Origin of the sequence: Ancylobacter gelatini (assembly GCF_022601675.1) — a bacterium.
Classification (GTDB): domain Bacteria; phylum Pseudomonadota; class Alphaproteobacteria; order Rhizobiales; family Xanthobacteraceae; genus Ancylobacter; species Ancylobacter gelatini.
In genome coordinates this window covers 1-16187 of the sequence record NZ_JAKVIL010000004.1, presented here as the reverse complement: position 1 = coordinate 16187, position 16187 = coordinate 1, and the positions used below count along the sequence as shown (strand labels likewise).

Here is a 16187-nt window from a genome sequence, read left to right as displayed (position 1 = left end):
GATCATGGCAGCGCATACTGCTGAAAGTGCCTCCGCCGAGAACGCGGCCCCGGCATCCCCCTCCGCGTTCTCGCATGCCCTGAAGGACGCGTTCTTCGCCGGCCTGATCATGCTGGGCCTGGTCGGCCCGCTGGTCGGCTTCGAGACCGTGATCCGCGACGGTGCGCTCGGGCTCGACTACCGGCCCCTCACGGTGGCGGTCATGGTCGCCATCGTGTTCGTCGGCCGGCTGATCCTCAATCTCACGGTCTGGTCGCCCAATCGCGTGGTCAAGACCCGCACCGGCCCGAGCCCGATGGCGCGGGCCGTCACGGCCGCCGGCCCGGCGTTCAAGCCGGCGCTGCTGGCCTTCGCCGTCGCCTTCCCGCTCATCGCGGTGCTCAGCCAGGGCGGTCTCAACGAGAGCCGCTACCTGATCGATCTCGGCATCCTCATCCTCACCTATGTGATGCTGGGCTGGGGCCTGAACATCGTGGTCGGTCTCGCCGGCCTGCTCGATCTCGGCTATGTCGCGTTCTACGCGGTCGGCGCCTACACCTACGCGCTGCTCGCCACCTCGGCGCCGGTCAATGATTTCTTCGCCGCCCTGATCGGTGAAAAGTTCTGGGCCGACTGGGCGTTCTGGATCTGCCTGCCGGCCGCCGGCATCTTCGCCGGCGTGTGGGGCATGATCCTCGGTTTTCCCGTGCTGCGCCTGCGCGGCGACTATCTCGCGATCGTCACGCTGGCCTTCGGCGAGATCATTCGCCTCGTGCTGATCAACTGGGTGGACTTCACGGGCGGCGGCGCCGGCATCGCCTCGATCCCGCGCGTGACCTTTTTCGGCATTCCCTTCAATGCCAGCGAGCACGGGTTCGCGGCGCTGTTCGGGCTGAAATTCGACCCGATGCATCGCATCATCTTCCTGTACTTCGTGATCCTGGCGCTCGCGCTGCTCACTGCCTTCGTCACGGTCCGGCTGCGCAAGCTGCCGGTCGGCCGGGCCTGGGAAGCGTTGCGCGAGGACGAGATCGCCTGCCGCTCGCTCGGCCTCAACACCACCAATGTCAAGCTGTCGGCCTTCGCAACCGGCGCGATGTTCGGCGGGTTCGCCGGCTGTTTCTTCGCGGTGCGCGCCGGCTTCGTCAGCCCGGAGAGCTTCACCTTCGACATTTCCGCGATGATCCTCGCCATCGTGGTGCTCGGCGGCATGGGGTCTCAGATCGGCGTCGCGGTCGCGGCGGCGGTGATGCTGGGCGGCATGGAGATGCTGCGCAATCTCGGCTTCCTCAAGCAGTTCTTCGGCAACGAATTCGACCCCAGCCTCTATCGCATGCTGCTGTTCGGCCTCGCCATGGTGGTCATCATGGTGTGGAAGCCGCGCGGCCTCGTTTCGACCCGCGACCCCACGATCTATCTCAAGGAGAAGAAGTCGGTCTCGGGCGATCTCGTCAAGGAAGGGCACGGCTGATGTCGCTCCCCACGGATACTGCCGCCCACAGGTGGGATATCGATCCCATACTGAGCGTCGAGCACCTGTTCATGCGCTTTGGCGGGCTGGTCGCGGTCAACGACCTGTCCTTCAAGGTCGGACGCGGCGACATCACCGCGCTGATCGGGCCCAATGGCGCCGGCAAGACCACGGTGTTCAACTGCATCACGGGCTTCTACAAGCCGAGCGAGGGGCGGCTCGTGCTGGCGCACCAGCGCCCGCCCACCGATCCCGAACTGACGGCCGTGACGCTGAACGGTGAACGCGGTCTCGCCGGTGCGTCGAGTTCGGTCTACCTGCTGGAGCGCCTGCCGGATTACCGCGTCTCCGGCGACGCCAAGGTGGCGCGCACCTTCCAGAACATCCGCCTGTTCACCGGCATGACCGTGCTGGAAAACCTGATGGTGGCGCAGCACAACGCGCTGATGAAGGCGTCGGTGTTCTCCATCAAGGGTCTGCTCGGCCTGCCGAGCTGGAACGCCGCGCAGAAGGCGGCGCGCGAGAAGGCGGTGTATTGGCTTGAGCAGGTCAATCTGCTCGACCGTGCCGACGATCCGGCGGGCGATCTGCCCTATGGCGCCCAGCGTCGGCTGGAGATCGCCCGCGCCATGTGCTCGGACCCGATCCTGCTCTGCCTCGACGAGCCGGCCGCCGGCCTCAATCCGCGTGAGAGCCTCGAACTCAACGCGCTGCTGCGCTCGATCCGCGCCGATCACGGCACCTCGATCCTCCTGATCGAGCATGACATGAGCGTGGTGATGGAGATTTCCGACCACGTCGTCGTGCTCGACTACGGCACGAAGATTTCCGACGGGACGCCCGACGCGGTGAAGAACGACCCGCGCGTTATCGCGGCCTATCTCGGCGTCGACGAGGATGCGGTCGAGGAGGTCGAGGCGGAGATCGACGCGACGATTGCAACGGGAGCGTCCTCGTGACCGACACCTCTTCCCCGACCGACGCCCCGATGCTGGCCGTCCGCGGCGTCAAGACCTTCTACGGCAACATCATGGCCCTTAAGGGCGTCGACGTGGACGTTCATCGCGGCGAGATCGTCACGCTGATCGGCTCCAACGGTGCCGGCAAGTCGACCCTGATGATGACCATCTTCGGCCAGCCCCGCGCCCGCGAGGGACAGATCGTCTATGAGGGCCGCGACATTACCAAGATGCCGACCCACGAGATCGCCCAGCTCAAGATCGCGCAGTCGCCCGAGGGCCGGCGCATCTTCCCGCGCATGACGGTCTACGAGAACCTGCAGATGGGCGCCTCGGTCGACGGTTTCGCCCATTTCGACAGCGACCTGCAGAAGGTCTACACGCTGTTCCCGCGCCTGAAAGAGCGCATCAACCAGCGCGGCGGCACGCTCTCGGGCGGCGAGCAACAGATGCTGGCGATCGGCCGTGCGCTGATGAGCCGCCCGCGCCTGCTGATGCTCGATGAGCCCTCGCTCGGCCTCGCGCCGCTGATCGTGAAGCAGATCTTCGACGCGATCCGCGAGCTCAATCGTACCGAGGGCCTCACCGTGTTTCTGGTGGAGCAGAACGCGTTCCACGCGCTCAAGCTCGCCCATCGCGGCTATGTGCTGGTGAACGGCACCGTCACCATGTCGGGCCAGGGCCGCGAGTTGCTGGAGCGCCCTGAAGTCCGCGCAGCCTATCTCGAAGGCGGGAGGCACTGATCATGGCAGCCGAATTCTCCGGAACCGTCATCTCGCAGGGCGCGCCGACCAGTCTCGCCGTGAGTGTCCCGATTGCCGTGATCGGCGCGGTGATCTGCGCCTTCATGGTTGCGCCGGACCTCGTCGTCGAAGTCTCGCGCGGCGATTTCCTGCTGGTGACCATCTTTCTCGGCGGCGGGGCGGCGTGGCTGTCCGGCCGGGCCATCGCCTCGACCTGGCGCGGCTACAGGCAGGCGGTGCTCTATGCCGTACTGCTGGGCTGCGTGGTGCGTTTCTTCCATTTCGCGTTGTTCAACGGAACGCTGCTGTCGTGGCACTATTTCATTACCGACACCGCTTTCCTGATCGCCGTCACCACGCTCGGCTTCCGCGCCGAACGCGCCAAGCAGATGGCCACCCGGTATAGTTGGCTCTATCGTCAGGCAGGCCCGTTTGGCTGGCGCGAGAAGAGCAACGGATAGAGTTTCTTGAGAATTTCCCTTGAGCGCCGAACGTGGCTCGGATTTGATGCTTGCGCGTTCGTGCTTCGTCTTCGCCGTCGACACCGGCACGGAAACGGTCATGATGGCGCCCAGGGGCGATGACGCGACAGGAAATGGCCGCGAAAGTTCTAATCCTCCCAGAGAATCAGGAGAGAAGTTCATGAAGAAGCTTCTGTTGGCCGGTATCGCGCTCGGCGCGATGGTGGCGATGGCCATGCCGGCGTCGGCGCAGGTCAAGGTCGGCGTTGGCGGCCCCATCACTGGCGCGAACGCCACCTTCGGCGCGCAGCTGAAGAATGGTGCCGAGCAGTGGGCGGTCGATGTCAATGCCAAGGGCGGCCTGCTTGGCGAGAAGGTCGAGATCATCATCGGCGACGACGCCTCCAAGCCCGAGCAGGGCGTGTCGGTGGCCAACAAGTTCATCGCGGACGGCGTGAAGTTCGTGCTCGGCCACTTCAACTCGGGCGTCTCGATCCCGGCCTCGGAGCAGTATGCCGAAGCCGGTGTGCTCGCGATTTCTCCCGCGTCGACCAACCCGACCCTTACCGAGCGTGGCCTGACCAACGTGTTCCGCACCTGCGGCCGCGATGACCAGCAGGGCGCGACCGCCGGCGAATACATCCTTCAGAACCTGAAGGACAAGAAGATCGCCGTCGTTCACGACAAGACCCCCTACGGCAAGGGTCTGGCTGACGAGACCAAGAAGGCGATCAATGCCGGTGGCGTGACGGAAGTCATCTACGAGGGTATCAACCCGGGTGAGAAGGACTACACCGCGCTCGTCTCCAAGCTGAAGGCGGCCAATGTCGACGTGCTTTATTTCGGCGGGCTGCACACCGAAGCCGGTCTTCTGGTTCGCCAGATGCGCGACCAGGGCATGAAGACCGTCCTGTTCTCGGGTGACGGCATCACCGACAAGGAATACTGGACCATCGCCGGTCCGGGCGCCGAAGGCACGCTGATGACCTTCGGTTCCGACCCCCGCAAGATCCCGGCCGCCGCTGCGGTTGTCGAGGAGTTCAAGAAGAAGGGCATCGATCCGGAAGGCTACGTGCTCTACACCTATGCGGCGGGCCAGATGCTGCAGCAGGCGGCCGACGCCACCAAGTCGCTCGACCCGACGAAGATCGCCGAGTACATCCACTCCGGCGCCAAGTTCGACACCGTGCTCGGCACGCTCTCCTTCGACAAGAAGGGTGACCGCACCAGCGGCGACTACGTCGTCTACGTCTGGAAGGACGGCGGCTATTCCGAGCTGTGATCGGCGGGCGCCGGTGGCGCCAGCGCTGAAATGACGAACCCGCCGGAGCGATCCGGCGGGTTTTTCTTTGCGCAAGTCATTGCCATCCGTGTATCGCCTGCGAGACGATCGGCGGCGCCTGACACGCCGCCCCGCAGTTTGAAGACACGCCGATGCTTTCCAATATCCGCCTGTATGACGCCCGCCCCGACGATGCCGCGGACCTGTTACGGGTCCACCGCGCCGCGATCCGCAGCACGGCCGCGGGGTTCTATTCACCCGAGATCATCGCCGCCTGGGCACCGCTGCCGATACCGCCGGAGCATGTCGACGCCCTCGCCTTGCGCCTCGATAACGGCATCGAGGAAGCGGTTGTGGCGCGTGCGAAGGGGGCGGGGGTCGTCGGTTTCGGCTCGTTCGTTCCGGGCCGGCGGGAGTTGCGGGCGGTCTATGTGCACCCCGATTACGGGCGGAGGGGCATCGGGGCCGCCATGCTGGCGGCGCTGGAGCGCAGGGCCCGCAAATATGGGCTTCGCGAGTTGGTCATGGATGCCAGCCTCAATGCGGAAGCCTTCTACCACCGCCACGGCTTCGTTACCGAGAATACGGGCGAGCATGTCCTGCCGGGTGGTCTGCGCATGGCCTGCATACGCATGCGCAAGCCGCTCGCCGCTTCCTGAAGCGTCTTGGCGGCTCAGCCGAAGCTCGCCAGCGCCGGGAAGGTCTCCAGCAGCCAGTAGCTCATCTGCGCCATCCAGCCGGAGAGGAAGCCGATGCCGGTGAGGACGAGGAGCGCGCCCATGCCCTTTTCCACCGCCGGCAGCCAGCGCCGCGCGCGGGTGAGCAATCCCAATGCCGGCCGCGCCATCGCCGCGACCAGAAGGAACGGGACACCCAGCCCGGCGGAATAGATGCCCAGCAGCAGCGCGCCCTGGGTCAGCGTCTGCTCGCTCGCCGCGACCGCAAGGATGGCAGCCAGAACCGGGCCGATGCAGGGCGTCCAGCCGAAGGCAAAGGCGAGGCCCATCACATAGGCGCCGAACAGGCCGGTGGGCGCATCGACATGCACCCGCTTGGTTTGGCTCAGCCAGCCGAATTTCAGGATGCCGAGAAAATGCAGACCCATGACCAGGATCGCGATGCCGGCGATGATCGACAATTCCTGTGAATAGAGCCGGAGATAGCCCCCGATCACCGACGCCCCGGCGCCGAGCGCCACGAACACCGTGGAAAAGCCGGCGACGAACAGCAGGGCCGCGCCGAGCGTGCGCCGGGCGGCGGCGTCGGTGGGGGCCTTGTGGGTGATCTGGTCAAGGCTGGTGCCCGCCAGATAACACAGATAAGGCGGTACCAGCGGCAACACGCAGGGAGAGGCAAAGCTGGCAATACCGGCGACAAAGGCCGCCGGGAGCGTGACGTCGGCCATGAATTTTGGCAACCTGCATCGTTCCGTTACCCTCCCAATGCACCTCCCGCGCCCCTTTAGCAATGAGACCAGCCCGCCTCTCTCCGTGATGTGATGGCGCGGCGGCAAGATGGAGAGACGCCAATGCGCGCCACCCTCGCACGCAATCTGATCACCGATGTCGCCGGGTTGAAGGTCGGCAACGCCACGGACCTGACGCTCGGCTCCGGCGTCACCGCCATCCTGTTCGACGAGCCGGCCGTCGCCTCCGTCGATGTGCGCGGCGGCGGGCCCGGCACGCGGGAAACCGACCTGCTGGCCCCGGACGAAACGGTGGGGGCGATCCACGCCATCACCCTGTCCGGCGGCTCGGCCTTCGGGCTGGACGCCGCCGCGGGCGTCATGTCGGCGCTCGCCGAGCGCGGTATCGGCTTCCCCGTGGGCGACGCCCGTGTGCCGATCGTCCCCGGCGCGGTGCTGTTCGACCTCATCAATGGTGGCAACAAGGAGTGGGGCCGCTTTGCTCCCTATCGCGACCTTGGATATCAGGCGGCCAATGGCGCGGGTCTGGATTTCCCGCTCGGCACGATCGGCGCCGGCACCGGGGCGACGACGGTCAGCATGAAGGGCGGCCTCGGCTCGGCCTCGATGGTCTGCTCCACCGGCCACACCATCGGCGCGCTGGTGGCGGTGAACGCCTGCGGGGCGACCAACCTGCCCGGCATGCCGCATTTCTGGTCCGCGCCTTTTGAACTCGGCGGCGAATTCGGCGGGCTCGGCCTGCCCAATCCCCTCCCCCTCCTGCCCGATCCGCCGGCGCTGAAGGGCCTGCCGCCCGGCGCCAACACCACCATCGCGCTGGTCGCCACCGATGCGGTGCTGACCAAGGCGCAGGCCAAGCGGCTCGCGGTGATGGCGCATGACGGCTTTGCCCGCGCCATCTGGCCGGTGCATACCCCGCTCGACGGCGACACCATCTTCGCCGCGGCGACGGGAAAACGCGAACTCGCCGATCCGGTGTTCGACCTCGCGCTGATCGGGGCCGCGACGGTGGCGACGCTGGCGCGAGCCTGCGCCCGCGCGGTCTATGAGGCGAGCGCCCTTCCCCAGCGCGGTGCGCAGCCGAGCTGGCGCGACCTGTGGGGCGGGCCGCCGCTGAGCTGACCGCCGTCATGTGATTGTCGCGTTTGCAGCCCGTGCCGTCGCATCTGTGCAATCGGCATGGCTGCCATGCGCCTGACACTCTCCTGGCACGGGGGAGTTCATGACCGAGAAACGGCCTCGCATCAGGGTTCGCGGACTGACCAAGATTTTCGGCGACGACGCCGGAAAAGCCCTGCCGCTTCTGCAGGGTGGCCTCGGCCGCGAGGCTATCTTCAAGCAGACCGGCGCGGTCGTAGGCCTGCACGATGTCAGCTTCGACATTGCCGAGGGCGAGATTCTCGTGGTGATGGGGCTTTCCGGCTCCGGCAAGTCGACCTGCCTGCGCTGCATCAACCGCCTCGTCGAGCCGACCGCCGGGTCGGTGCTGCTGGACGACACCGACCTTACGAAGCTCTCCGAAAGCGAGTTGATGGCGGTGCGCCGCACCCGCTTCGGCATGGTGTTCCAGCAATTTGCGCTGTTCCCGCACCGGACCATCCTGCGCAATGTCGAATACGGGCTGGAGGTGCAGGGCGTCGCCCCGACGCTGCGCCGCGAGCGCGCGATGGCCGCGCTGGAGACCGTGGGGCTGAAGGGCTGGGAGGCTCACCTGCCCTCGCAGCTTTCCGGCGGCATGCAGCAGCGCGCCGGCCTTGCCCGCGCTCTGGCGCTGGAGCCCGACGTCCTGCTGATGGACGAGGCGTTCAGCGCGCTCGACCCGCTGATCCGCCGCGACATGCAGCAGGAACTGGTGGCGCTGCAGAAGCGGCTGAAGAAGACCATCGTCTTCGTCAGCCATGATCTCGACGAGGCCATCGCGCTTGGCGGGCGGATCGTGCTGATGAAGGACGGCGCGGTCGTCCAGCAGGGCTATGCCTCCGACTTCCTCGCCAATCCGGCCGATGATTATGTGCGCCGCTTCGTCGAGCATATCGACGTGCTCGGCGTGGTGACGGCGGGCGCCGCGATGCGCGCGCCGGCCTGCGTGGTGCCGTGGCATGTTCCCGCCGCCGAGGCGTTGGTGCGGCTTGAACAGTCCGGCGATCCCGCCGCCACCGTGGTCTGTCAGGACGGGCTGTTTCAGGGCACGGTCGATGCCGGCGTGCTGCGCGGTGCCGGGGCGACGGAAATCCGCCTGCTGGCCAGCGACCGCGACGCCTGCGTCTCCGACACCGCGACGCTCAACGACGCGGTGTCGCGACTGGCCGCCGGGCGTGGCGAGATCGCGGTGATCGGCGCCGGGCGCGAGTTGCGCGGCGTGATCAGCAATACCGACCTCGTGGCCGCGCTCGCGCGTCGCCGCGGCGAACCGATGCACTGAGGGCGCCGGCGATGGACTTCGAGATCCCCCGAATCCCTCTCGCGGAAATGTGCGACGCCGCGCTGGACTGGGCGACCGAGCATTTCTCCGGCGTGACCCGCGCCATAAGCGCGGTGATCGGCACCGGCATCGAGGCCACCACGGATTTCCTCGTCGACCTGCCGCCATGGCTGGTGATCCTTGCCTTCGGCCTGCTGGTGTGGCGGCTGACCACGGCGCGGATCGCGCTGTTCACCATGCTGGGCTTCGCCTTCCTGTGGAATCTCGAACTCTGGCGCGCGACGCTGCAATCGCTTGTGCTGGTGCTGGTCTCCACGCTGTTCGCGCTGATGATCGGCATTCCCATCGGCATCGCCGCCGCGCTCAGCCGCCGGTTCTGGCGCGTGGTGGGTCCGGGGCTCGACATGATGCAGACCATGCCGAGCTTCGTGTACCTGATCCCGGCCATCCCGTTCTTCGGGCTGGGCGCGGTGTCGGCGTGCTTCGCCACCATCGTGTTCGCCATGCCGCCCACCATCCGCCTCACCGCGCTCGGCATCATGCAGACGCCGCCGGAACTGGTGGAGGCGGCGGATTCCTTCGGCTCCTCGCGCTGGCAGAAGCTGTTCAAGCTCCAGCTCCCGCTGGCTATCCCGACCATCATGGCCGGCATCAACCAGACCATCATGCTCGCGCTCTCCATGGTGGTGATCGCGGCAATGATCGGCGCCGGCGGGCTCGGCGGCGAGGTGTGGAAGGCGATCCAGCGGCTGGAGGCCGGACAGGGATTCCAGGCCGGCATCGCCATCGTGGTGCTCGCCGTCATTCTCGACCGCATCACCCAGCACATCGCCCGGCGCATGCGCACGGACCGGGGCGCCGGCTAGGCCTCCGAACCTCCCAAAGGAAGCACAAGACTTCCGCTGACAACCTTATCCTTTCAGAACCGGAGTATCCGTCAATGTCGATCCTCTCGAAATTCCTCAAGGGCACGGCGGTTGCCGCCACCGCCCTCGGTCTCACGCTCAGCGCGGCGCAGGCGGAGAAGAAGGACCTGACCATCGCCTATGTCGAATGGTCCGACGCCGTGGTCGCCACCAACGTCATCAAGGCGGCGCTGGAGGATAAGGGCTACAAGGTCAAGATCGTCCCGCTTTCGGGCGCGGCGATGTGGCAGGCGGTCGCCACCGATGAGGCCGACGCCATGGTCGCGGCGTGGCTGCCGGGCACGCACGCGGCCTATTACGACAAGCTCAAAGCCAAGGTCGACAATCTCGGGCCGAACGTCACCGGCGCCAAGATCGGCTGGGCGGTGCCGACCTATGTCGACATCACCACCATCGAGGACATCAAGAAGGACCCCGCCAAGTTCGGCGGCAAGGTGATCGGCATCGATCCCGGCGCAGGCCTGATGAAGGCGTCGGAGAAGGCGATCAAGGAATACGGCCTGCCGGTGAAGCTGGTCGAGGGCTCGGACGCCACCATGGTCGCCGCGCTCAAGGACGCCTACGCCAAGAAGGAGCCGATCGTCATCACCACCTGGACGCCGCACTGGATGTTCGCGACCTGGGACCTGAAATATCTCGACGATCCCAAGGGTGTGTTCGGCGGCGAGGAAACCGTGAACACCATCGTCTCGACCAAGCTCAAGGAAGAGTCCCCGGAGGCCTACAAGATCCTCGACGGTTTCAACCTGTCCCTCGCCGATGAGCAGGCGCTCATGGTGGAGAACGAGAAGCCCGGCGCCGATCCGGCGGCCACCGCCAAGGCCTGGGTCGCCGCCAACAAGGCCAAGGTCGACGCCTGGTCGAAGTGACCTCCGCCGATACCAGCTCCTGAAACTGAAACGCGGCCGGAAAGCTCCCGGCCGCGTCCTGTTTTCACCCGGCGAGAGCTGCGTGCCTCAGGGGCACGGCTCCCAGAAGCCCTGGGTCCGCTGCGGGTTGGTGTAGTACCAGCAGTAATTGGGCTGGGGCGGCGGACCGACCAGATTGGCGGCCGCGACGCCGGTCAGGAAGCCGAGCGCCGCGCCCGCGGCCACGGCACCGCCCGGCGGCCAGTAGCGGCGCGGATTGACGACGACCACGCCGCCGCCGCGCGGCACCGGGCCGTAATAGCGGCCGGCGCCGTAGTAGTGGCCCGGATTGCCGGCGGCGCCTACGCAGCCGCGCGCACCGCAGGCGCCGGCGCGCCAGGCATTGGCCTCAGGCATGGTCGCCAGCAGGCCGGCGACTGCGACGACGGCACCCGCCGCCAGATATCGAACATTCTTCATAGCAGGCTCCCCTCGTCCGTCGCGCCGCCCGCGCCCGCCGGCGCAGTATCCTTGATCGACGCGACTCGCAGCAGCTTAGTCCTCCCTCAATACCGGCGCATCTGGTCTCGCTCGGATTTGTCGGCTTTCTTGCCGCCGGGGTTCCGTCATGTTACGGGCGCGGCAATTCGGAGAACCTGCCATGCCCCCTCGCCCGCTGATCATCGCTCCCTCGATCCTTGCCAGCGACTTCGCCCGCTTCGGCGAGGAAGTCCGCGCGGTCGATGCCGCCGGTGCGGACTGGATCCATATCGACGTCATGGACGGGCATTTCGTGCCGAACATCTCGTTCGGCCCGGATGTGGTGAAGGCGATCCGCCCCTACAGCGACAAGCCGTTCGACGTGCACCTGATGATCGCGCCGGTCGACCCCTATCTGGAGGCTTTCGCCAAGGCGGGCGCCGATCATATCTCGATCCACGCCGAGGCCGGCCCGCATTTGCACCGCTCGCTTCAGGCGATCCGTGCGCTCGGCAAGAAGGCCGGCGTCGCGCTCAATCCCGCGACCCCGGCGACGGCGATCGAGCATGTGCTCGACGTGATCGACCTCGTGGTGGTGATGACGGTCAATCCCGGCTTCGGCGGGCAGGCCTTCATCGCGCCGGTGATGGACAAGGTGCGCCAGCTTTCCGCGATGATCGGCGACCGCCCGATCGACATCGAGATCGACGGCGGCGTCGTCCCGTCAAATTCCGGCATCTGCGCCCATGCCGGCGCCAATGCGCTGGTGGCCGGTTCCGCCGTGTTCAAGGGCGGCCCCGACGCTTACGCCGCCAACATCAAGGCCATCCGCGAGGCAGCGGCGCGCGCGCGGGGCGAGTTGGTCTGAGGCCGGTATTTGTGGGATCTGGCCTAATCTGCTAGAGCGCGGCTGTCCCTCGACAGTCGAAAGAGCCGCCCGTGATCCCGCGCTATACCCGTCCCGAAATGGCTGCCATCTGGGAGCCGCAGACCCGCTTCCGCATCTGGTTCGAGATCGAGGCGCACGCGACCGACGCGCTCGCCGAACTCGGCGTGGTGCCGAAGGAGGCGGCGGCGAAGATCTGGGAGATGGCGAAGGACGCGACCTTCGACGTCGCCCGCATCGACGAGATCGAGGCGGTCACCAAGCATGACGTCATCGCCTTCCTGACGCATCTCGCCGAGATCGTCGGGCCGGAAGCGCGCTTCGTGCATCAGGGCATGACCTCTTCCGACGTGCTAGACACCTGCCTCAACGTGCAGCTCGTGCGCGCCGCCGACATTCTCATCAAGGATGTGGATCGCCTGCTCGCCGCGCTGGAGGCCCGCGCCTTCGAGCACAAGCTCACCCCGACCATCGGCCGCTCGCACGGCATCCACGCCGAGCCCACCACCTTCGGGCTCAAGCTCGCGCAGGCCCATGCCGAGTTCCAGCGCAACCGCGCGCGCCTCGTCGCCGCCCGCGAGGAAGTGGCGACCTGCGCCATTTCGGGTGCCGTCGGCACCTTCGCGCAGATCGATCCGCGCGTGGAGGAATATGTCGCCGAAAAGCTCGGGCTGAAGGTCGAGCCGGTCTCGACGCAGGTCATCCCGCGCGACCGCCACGCCGCCTATTTCGCCGCGCTGGGCGTGGTCGCCTCCTCCATGGAGCGCGTAGCGATCGAGATTCGCCATCTCCAGCGCACCGAAGTGCTGGAGGCCGAGGAGTTCTTCTCCGAAGGGCAGAAGGGCTCCTCCGCCATGCCGCACAAGCGCAATCCGGTGCTGACCGAGAACGTGACCGGCCTCGCCCGCCTCGTGCGCGGCATGGTCACGCCGGCGCTGGAGAATGTCGCGCTGTGGCATGAGCGCGATATCTCGCACTCCTCCGTCGAGCGCGGCATCGGCCCGGACGCGACGGTGACGCTCGACTTCGCGCTGAACCGCCTCGCGGGCGTGGTCGAGAAGCTGCTGGTCTACCCGCAGACCATGCAGAAGAATCTCGACCGTCTCGGCGGCCTCGTTCATTCGCAGCGCGTGCTGCTGGCCCTGACCCAGAAGGGCGCGAGCCGCGAGGATGCCTACCGGCTCGTGCAGCGTAACGCCATGCCGGTGTGGCGCGGCGAAGGCGAGTTCCAGAACCTGCTGACCAACGATTCCGAGGTTCGGCAATATCTGACGCCGGAGGAGATCGCCGAGAAGTTCGATCTCGGCTATCACCTCAAGCATGTCGATACGATCTTCACACGGGTCTTCGGCCGGGCGTGATCGATCAATGCGTTAGACGGACTTCCGCAGAAATCGTGTGAATTCTGCGGAAGTCGCTGTCAGCGTGCGCGCCAGCCGCGTCCGCCGCCCATGCCAACCGGGCGCATCCGCATGCCTCCGCCATAGCCGCCCCGCATCATCGGAGGCCGGCCTCCCATGCGGGGGCCACCGACCATGCGCGGGCCGGGACCCATGCGCGGGCCGCGCCATCCGGGGCCGCGATTGCCGTTCCACGCCGGACGTCCCCGCCAGCCGGGATTGTTGTTCCACACGCGACGCGGGCCATTCCAGCCGGGGCGATTCCAGCCCCCGCGCGGACCGCGCCAGCCAGGGCCGCGCCAGCCACGCGGTGGCGGACCCCAGTAATTGCCGCGCCAGCCCGGCCCGCCCCAGCCGGGGCCCCAATAGCCCGGTCCCCAGGCATTGCCGACGCCGACGCCAAGCGCGAAGGCACCGACGCCTAGGGCGAGGTCGTTATCGTAATAATCGTCGTAATAGACCGGTGCCGGCTGCACCACGACACGGGTGCCCGCGCCGAAGGCGAGGAAGCGCGCGCTGGCGAAGCCGCCCGCGACGCGGCACCAGCTTCCGGTGCAGGAGCCGACATCCACCGACGAGCCCGCCGGGAGCGAGCCGATGACGCGATAGCCGGTGCCTGGGCCGGCACGCACGTTGAGATCGGTGGTGACAACCGCCGGCCGCGCCGAGGCGGCAAGGCTGCCGGCGAGCAGGAAGCCCGCCACCAGCAAAAGGGATCTGGGAAACCGCATTGCACTCTCCTCACCAGCGCGGCGCGCGCCGCGACGCCCCCGCGTCCCGGATCGGGACGCGTCGACGCATGCGTCTGATAAGCATGGCAACTATTTCAGGCGAAATTTGTTGCAGCTTCCCCTGCGACAGCTGGCCAGCACTCAGAACAGACCCGCACGCGGACGCCAGACTACAGGACGGCCGTTGTAACGGGGTCCGGCATCATACGGACCCTGCCAGCGCGGGCCGAGCCCGCTGGATCCGCCGGTGTACCAGCGCGCCGGTTGCGGCCGCAGGCCGGCATTGCGGGTCGACCAGTAATAGTTCCCGCGCCGATCACCGCGATACGCCTGCACCGGGTAGCCAGGATGCGCGTTCCAATAGGTCGGACGCCCGCCCCAGTAGCTCGGCCGTGCGCCCCAGTTGCTGGGAATGTTGCGGCCGTAGAGCGAAGGCCCCCAATAGCCCGGCCCCCGGTCGCGGGTGCCGTAAGAAAATTGCGGCCCACGGCTCACGCGCCAGTTATTGCCGAGCGGTTCGGCGGGCGCGTTGTACCAGCCGCCGCCCCAGCCACCTTCGCCGAAGCTGTAGGTGGCGGCGGTGGCCAGAGCCTCGAACGGCGCCGCGATGTCGGCCGCCAGATTGCCGAGCGAGGGCGTATAGGTCGGGTAGGTCGCGCCGGGAATGTAGCGCGAGCCGGTATAGGCGCCTCCGAAGGTCGGATCCGGCGCGTAGGCATTGCCATAGGACGACTGCGCATAGGCGGGCTGGACGTAGGCGGGTTGCGAGTAGGTCGGCTGCGCATAGACGGGCGCCGTGGCCGGCGCGCTGTAGCTGGCGCGGGCATAGGTGGCGGGCTGTGCGGCCGGTGCCTGGTAGCTCGCGCCAGCGGAGCCGGTCGAGATGTGGCGGGCGCTGACATAGCCATATTGCGTCTGGCACCAGCTTCCCGCGCAGGAAACGACGTTCACCGGCGAGCCGGCGGCCAGCGTGCCGAGAATGTCGTAACCGATGCCGGGGCCGCTGCGCACATTGAGTGCGGCGACGGTGACGGCGGAATAGCCCTGCCCGGCCGCAACGCCGGCCACGCCGTAGCGGCGCGGATCCTGATAGCCGGCGGCCGGATAGCCGGAGGCCTGCGGAAGCGCCGGCGCGGCCTGCGCCGTGGTGCCGTAGGGCTGGCGGTAATTTGTGCCGAGCGTGGGCGCGGTGCCGGGGGTGATGCCGGGTGTCACGCCGGGCTGGGCCGGGAGGAACGGGCGCTGCTGCACGGCCGGCTGCGCGATGAGCTGGGGCGCCACCGGCTGGCGGTAATTGGTGCCGGGCGAGGCCAGCGCGTAGTTCGGCGCGCCATAGGCGCGGGCGGCGGCCGGCTGCGCGCCGGCATACAGCGTGCCCTGCGACACGAGGCGGGCGCTGACATAGCCGTATTGCGTCTGGCACCAGCTGCCGGTGCAGCTCATGATGTCGACCGGCGCCCCGGCCGGCAGCGAGCCGACCACATTGAAGCGCGTGCCGGGGCCGGAGCGGACATTCACATTGGCGCGCACGGTGGCCTGGCCGCCGGCGACGCCATAGGGCGTGGCGCCGTAGGCGTTGGGCGCGTAGCCCGGCGCAAGGTTCGCCACCGGCTGCGCCGCCAGCCGCTGGGCCACCGGAACGCGGTAATTGGTGTTCGAGGCAGCATAGGGCGCCGCGATGCCGGGAACGCCGGTGGGCACGCCGCCGATCGCGACACCCTGCCCGGCGGCGCCATAGCCCATCGTGGCCTGTGCGGCGAGATTGTCGGCGTAATAGGCCGAATCCCGCGAGCCCGAGCCCGGGAGCAGCGGCTGCGCGGCCGAGCTCAGGATCTGCTGCACCGGGCCACGCGAAAGGTGGAACAGGCTGATATAACCCTCGTCGGTCTGGCACCAGGTATTGGCGCAGGACTGCACCTCGACCTTGGTGAAGTCCGGCAGGGTCTTGATGACGGAATATTCGACGCCCGGCCCGGAGCGGACATTGGTTTCGCCGATGGTGGTGCGCGCGCCCTTCATGGTGCCGAAGCTGCCGGGGCCCCGGCTGGTGGCCGGCGTGCCGGCCAGAACGGCGGCGGCATCGGCGTCATAACCGGGCGCCGGCGCGGCCTGCGCCGTGGTGCCGTAGGGCTGGCGGTAATTTGTGCCGAGCGTGGGCGCGGTGCCGGGGGTG

The 16187-nt window shown here is 67.5% G+C and carries 16 protein-coding genes; 12 read left to right on the top strand and 4 right to left on the bottom strand.

The window, feature by feature from the left end; genetic code table 11:
- Positions 1-4: 4 nt before the first annotated feature.
- The 6 genes from livM to MKI84_RS08275 all read left to right on the top strand — a co-directional run bounded on the left by livM (position 5) and on the right by MKI84_RS08275 (position 5554).
- The gene (gene livM / locus MKI84_RS08300) at positions 5-1450 is read left to right on the top strand and encodes a high-affinity branched-chain amino acid ABC transporter permease LivM (protein ID WP_241618443.1); all 1446 of its coding nucleotides are present in this window, start codon (positions 5-7) and stop codon (positions 1448-1450) included.
- The gene (locus MKI84_RS08295) at positions 1450-2409 is read left to right on the top strand and encodes an ABC transporter ATP-binding protein (RefSeq protein ID WP_241618441.1); all 960 of its coding nucleotides are present in this window, start codon (positions 1450-1452) and stop codon (positions 2407-2409) included. Before livM ends, MKI84_RS08295 begins: the two co-directional genes overlap by 1 nt.
- A gap of 29 nt (positions 2410-2438) precedes the next feature.
- On the top strand, positions 2439-3152 hold the full coding sequence (locus MKI84_RS08290) for an ABC transporter ATP-binding protein (RefSeq protein ID WP_241619197.1): 714 nt from the start codon (positions 2439-2441) through the stop codon (positions 3150-3152).
- Positions 3153-3256: 104 nt separating this feature from the next.
- Positions 3257-3613, top strand: coding sequence for a DUF6867 family protein (locus MKI84_RS08285; protein WP_241619196.1), 357 nt, complete (start codon positions 3257-3259; stop codon positions 3611-3613).
- A 181-nt stretch (positions 3614-3794) separates the two neighbouring features.
- Positions 3795-4895, top strand: a complete 1101-nt coding sequence (locus MKI84_RS08280) for a branched-chain amino acid ABC transporter substrate-binding protein (RefSeq protein ID WP_241618440.1) — start codon at positions 3795-3797, stop codon at positions 4893-4895.
- 152 nt (positions 4896-5047) lie between these two features.
- Positions 5048-5554: a GNAT family N-acetyltransferase gene (locus tag MKI84_RS08275; RefSeq protein WP_241618439.1), complete on the top strand. Its 507-nt coding sequence runs from the start codon at positions 5048-5050 to the stop codon at positions 5552-5554.
- 14 nt (positions 5555-5568) lie between these two features.
- On the opposite strand, the gene MKI84_RS08270 is transcribed toward MKI84_RS08275, so the two are convergent.
- Entirely contained in the window at positions 5569-6300 is a 732-nt protein-coding gene (locus MKI84_RS08270; protein ID WP_241618437.1) for a cytochrome c biogenesis CcdA family protein, read from the bottom strand.
- 123 nt (positions 6301-6423) lie between these two features.
- Between MKI84_RS08270 and MKI84_RS08265 the strand changes: the two genes are divergently transcribed.
- The 4 genes from MKI84_RS08265 (at position 6424) to MKI84_RS08250 (ending at position 10538) form a co-directional block, all read left to right on the top strand.
- Positions 6424-7443, top strand: a complete 1020-nt coding sequence (locus MKI84_RS08265) for a P1 family peptidase (protein ID WP_241618435.1) — start codon at positions 6424-6426, stop codon at positions 7441-7443.
- A 100-nt stretch (positions 7444-7543) separates the two neighbouring features.
- The gene (locus MKI84_RS08260) at positions 7544-8743 is read left to right on the top strand and encodes a quaternary amine ABC transporter ATP-binding protein (protein WP_241618433.1); all 1200 of its coding nucleotides are present in this window, start codon (positions 7544-7546) and stop codon (positions 8741-8743) included.
- An 11-nt stretch (positions 8744-8754) separates the two neighbouring features.
- Entirely contained in the window at positions 8755-9609 is an 855-nt protein-coding gene (locus MKI84_RS08255) for an ABC transporter permease (protein ID WP_241618432.1), read from the top strand.
- A gap of 74 nt (positions 9610-9683) precedes the next feature.
- Positions 9684-10538, top strand: a complete 855-nt coding sequence (locus MKI84_RS08250; RefSeq protein ID WP_241618430.1) for a glycine betaine ABC transporter substrate-binding protein — start codon at positions 9684-9686, stop codon at positions 10536-10538.
- A gap of 87 nt (positions 10539-10625) precedes the next feature.
- Here the strand turns inward: MKI84_RS08250 and MKI84_RS08245 are convergent, their stop codons facing one another.
- Positions 10626-10997 carry a hypothetical protein gene (locus MKI84_RS08245; protein WP_241618427.1) on the bottom strand — a complete coding sequence of 124 codons (372 nt, stop codon included), beginning with the start codon at positions 10995-10997 and terminating at the stop codon, positions 10626-10628.
- Positions 10998-11178: 181 nt separating this feature from the next.
- On the opposite strand from MKI84_RS08245, the gene rpe reads away from it, so the two are divergent.
- Positions 11179-11865: a ribulose-phosphate 3-epimerase gene (gene rpe / locus MKI84_RS08240; RefSeq protein WP_241618425.1), complete on the top strand. Its 687-nt coding sequence runs from the start codon at positions 11179-11181 to the stop codon at positions 11863-11865.
- 71 nt (positions 11866-11936) lie between these two features.
- On the top strand, positions 11937-13244 hold the full coding sequence (purB, locus tag MKI84_RS08235) for an adenylosuccinate lyase (RefSeq protein WP_241618423.1): 1308 nt from the start codon (positions 11937-11939) through the stop codon (positions 13242-13244).
- Between the two features lie 59 nt (positions 13245-13303).
- On the opposite strand, the gene MKI84_RS08230 is transcribed toward purB, so the two are convergent.
- Positions 13304-14014, bottom strand: coding sequence for an SH3 domain-containing protein (locus MKI84_RS08230; protein WP_241618421.1), 711 nt, complete (start codon positions 14012-14014; stop codon positions 13304-13306).
- Between the two features lie 141 nt (positions 14015-14155).
- The coding region (locus MKI84_RS08225) for an SH3 domain-containing protein (RefSeq protein ID WP_241618419.1) at positions 14156-16187 on the bottom strand (2032 nt) is incomplete at its 5' end.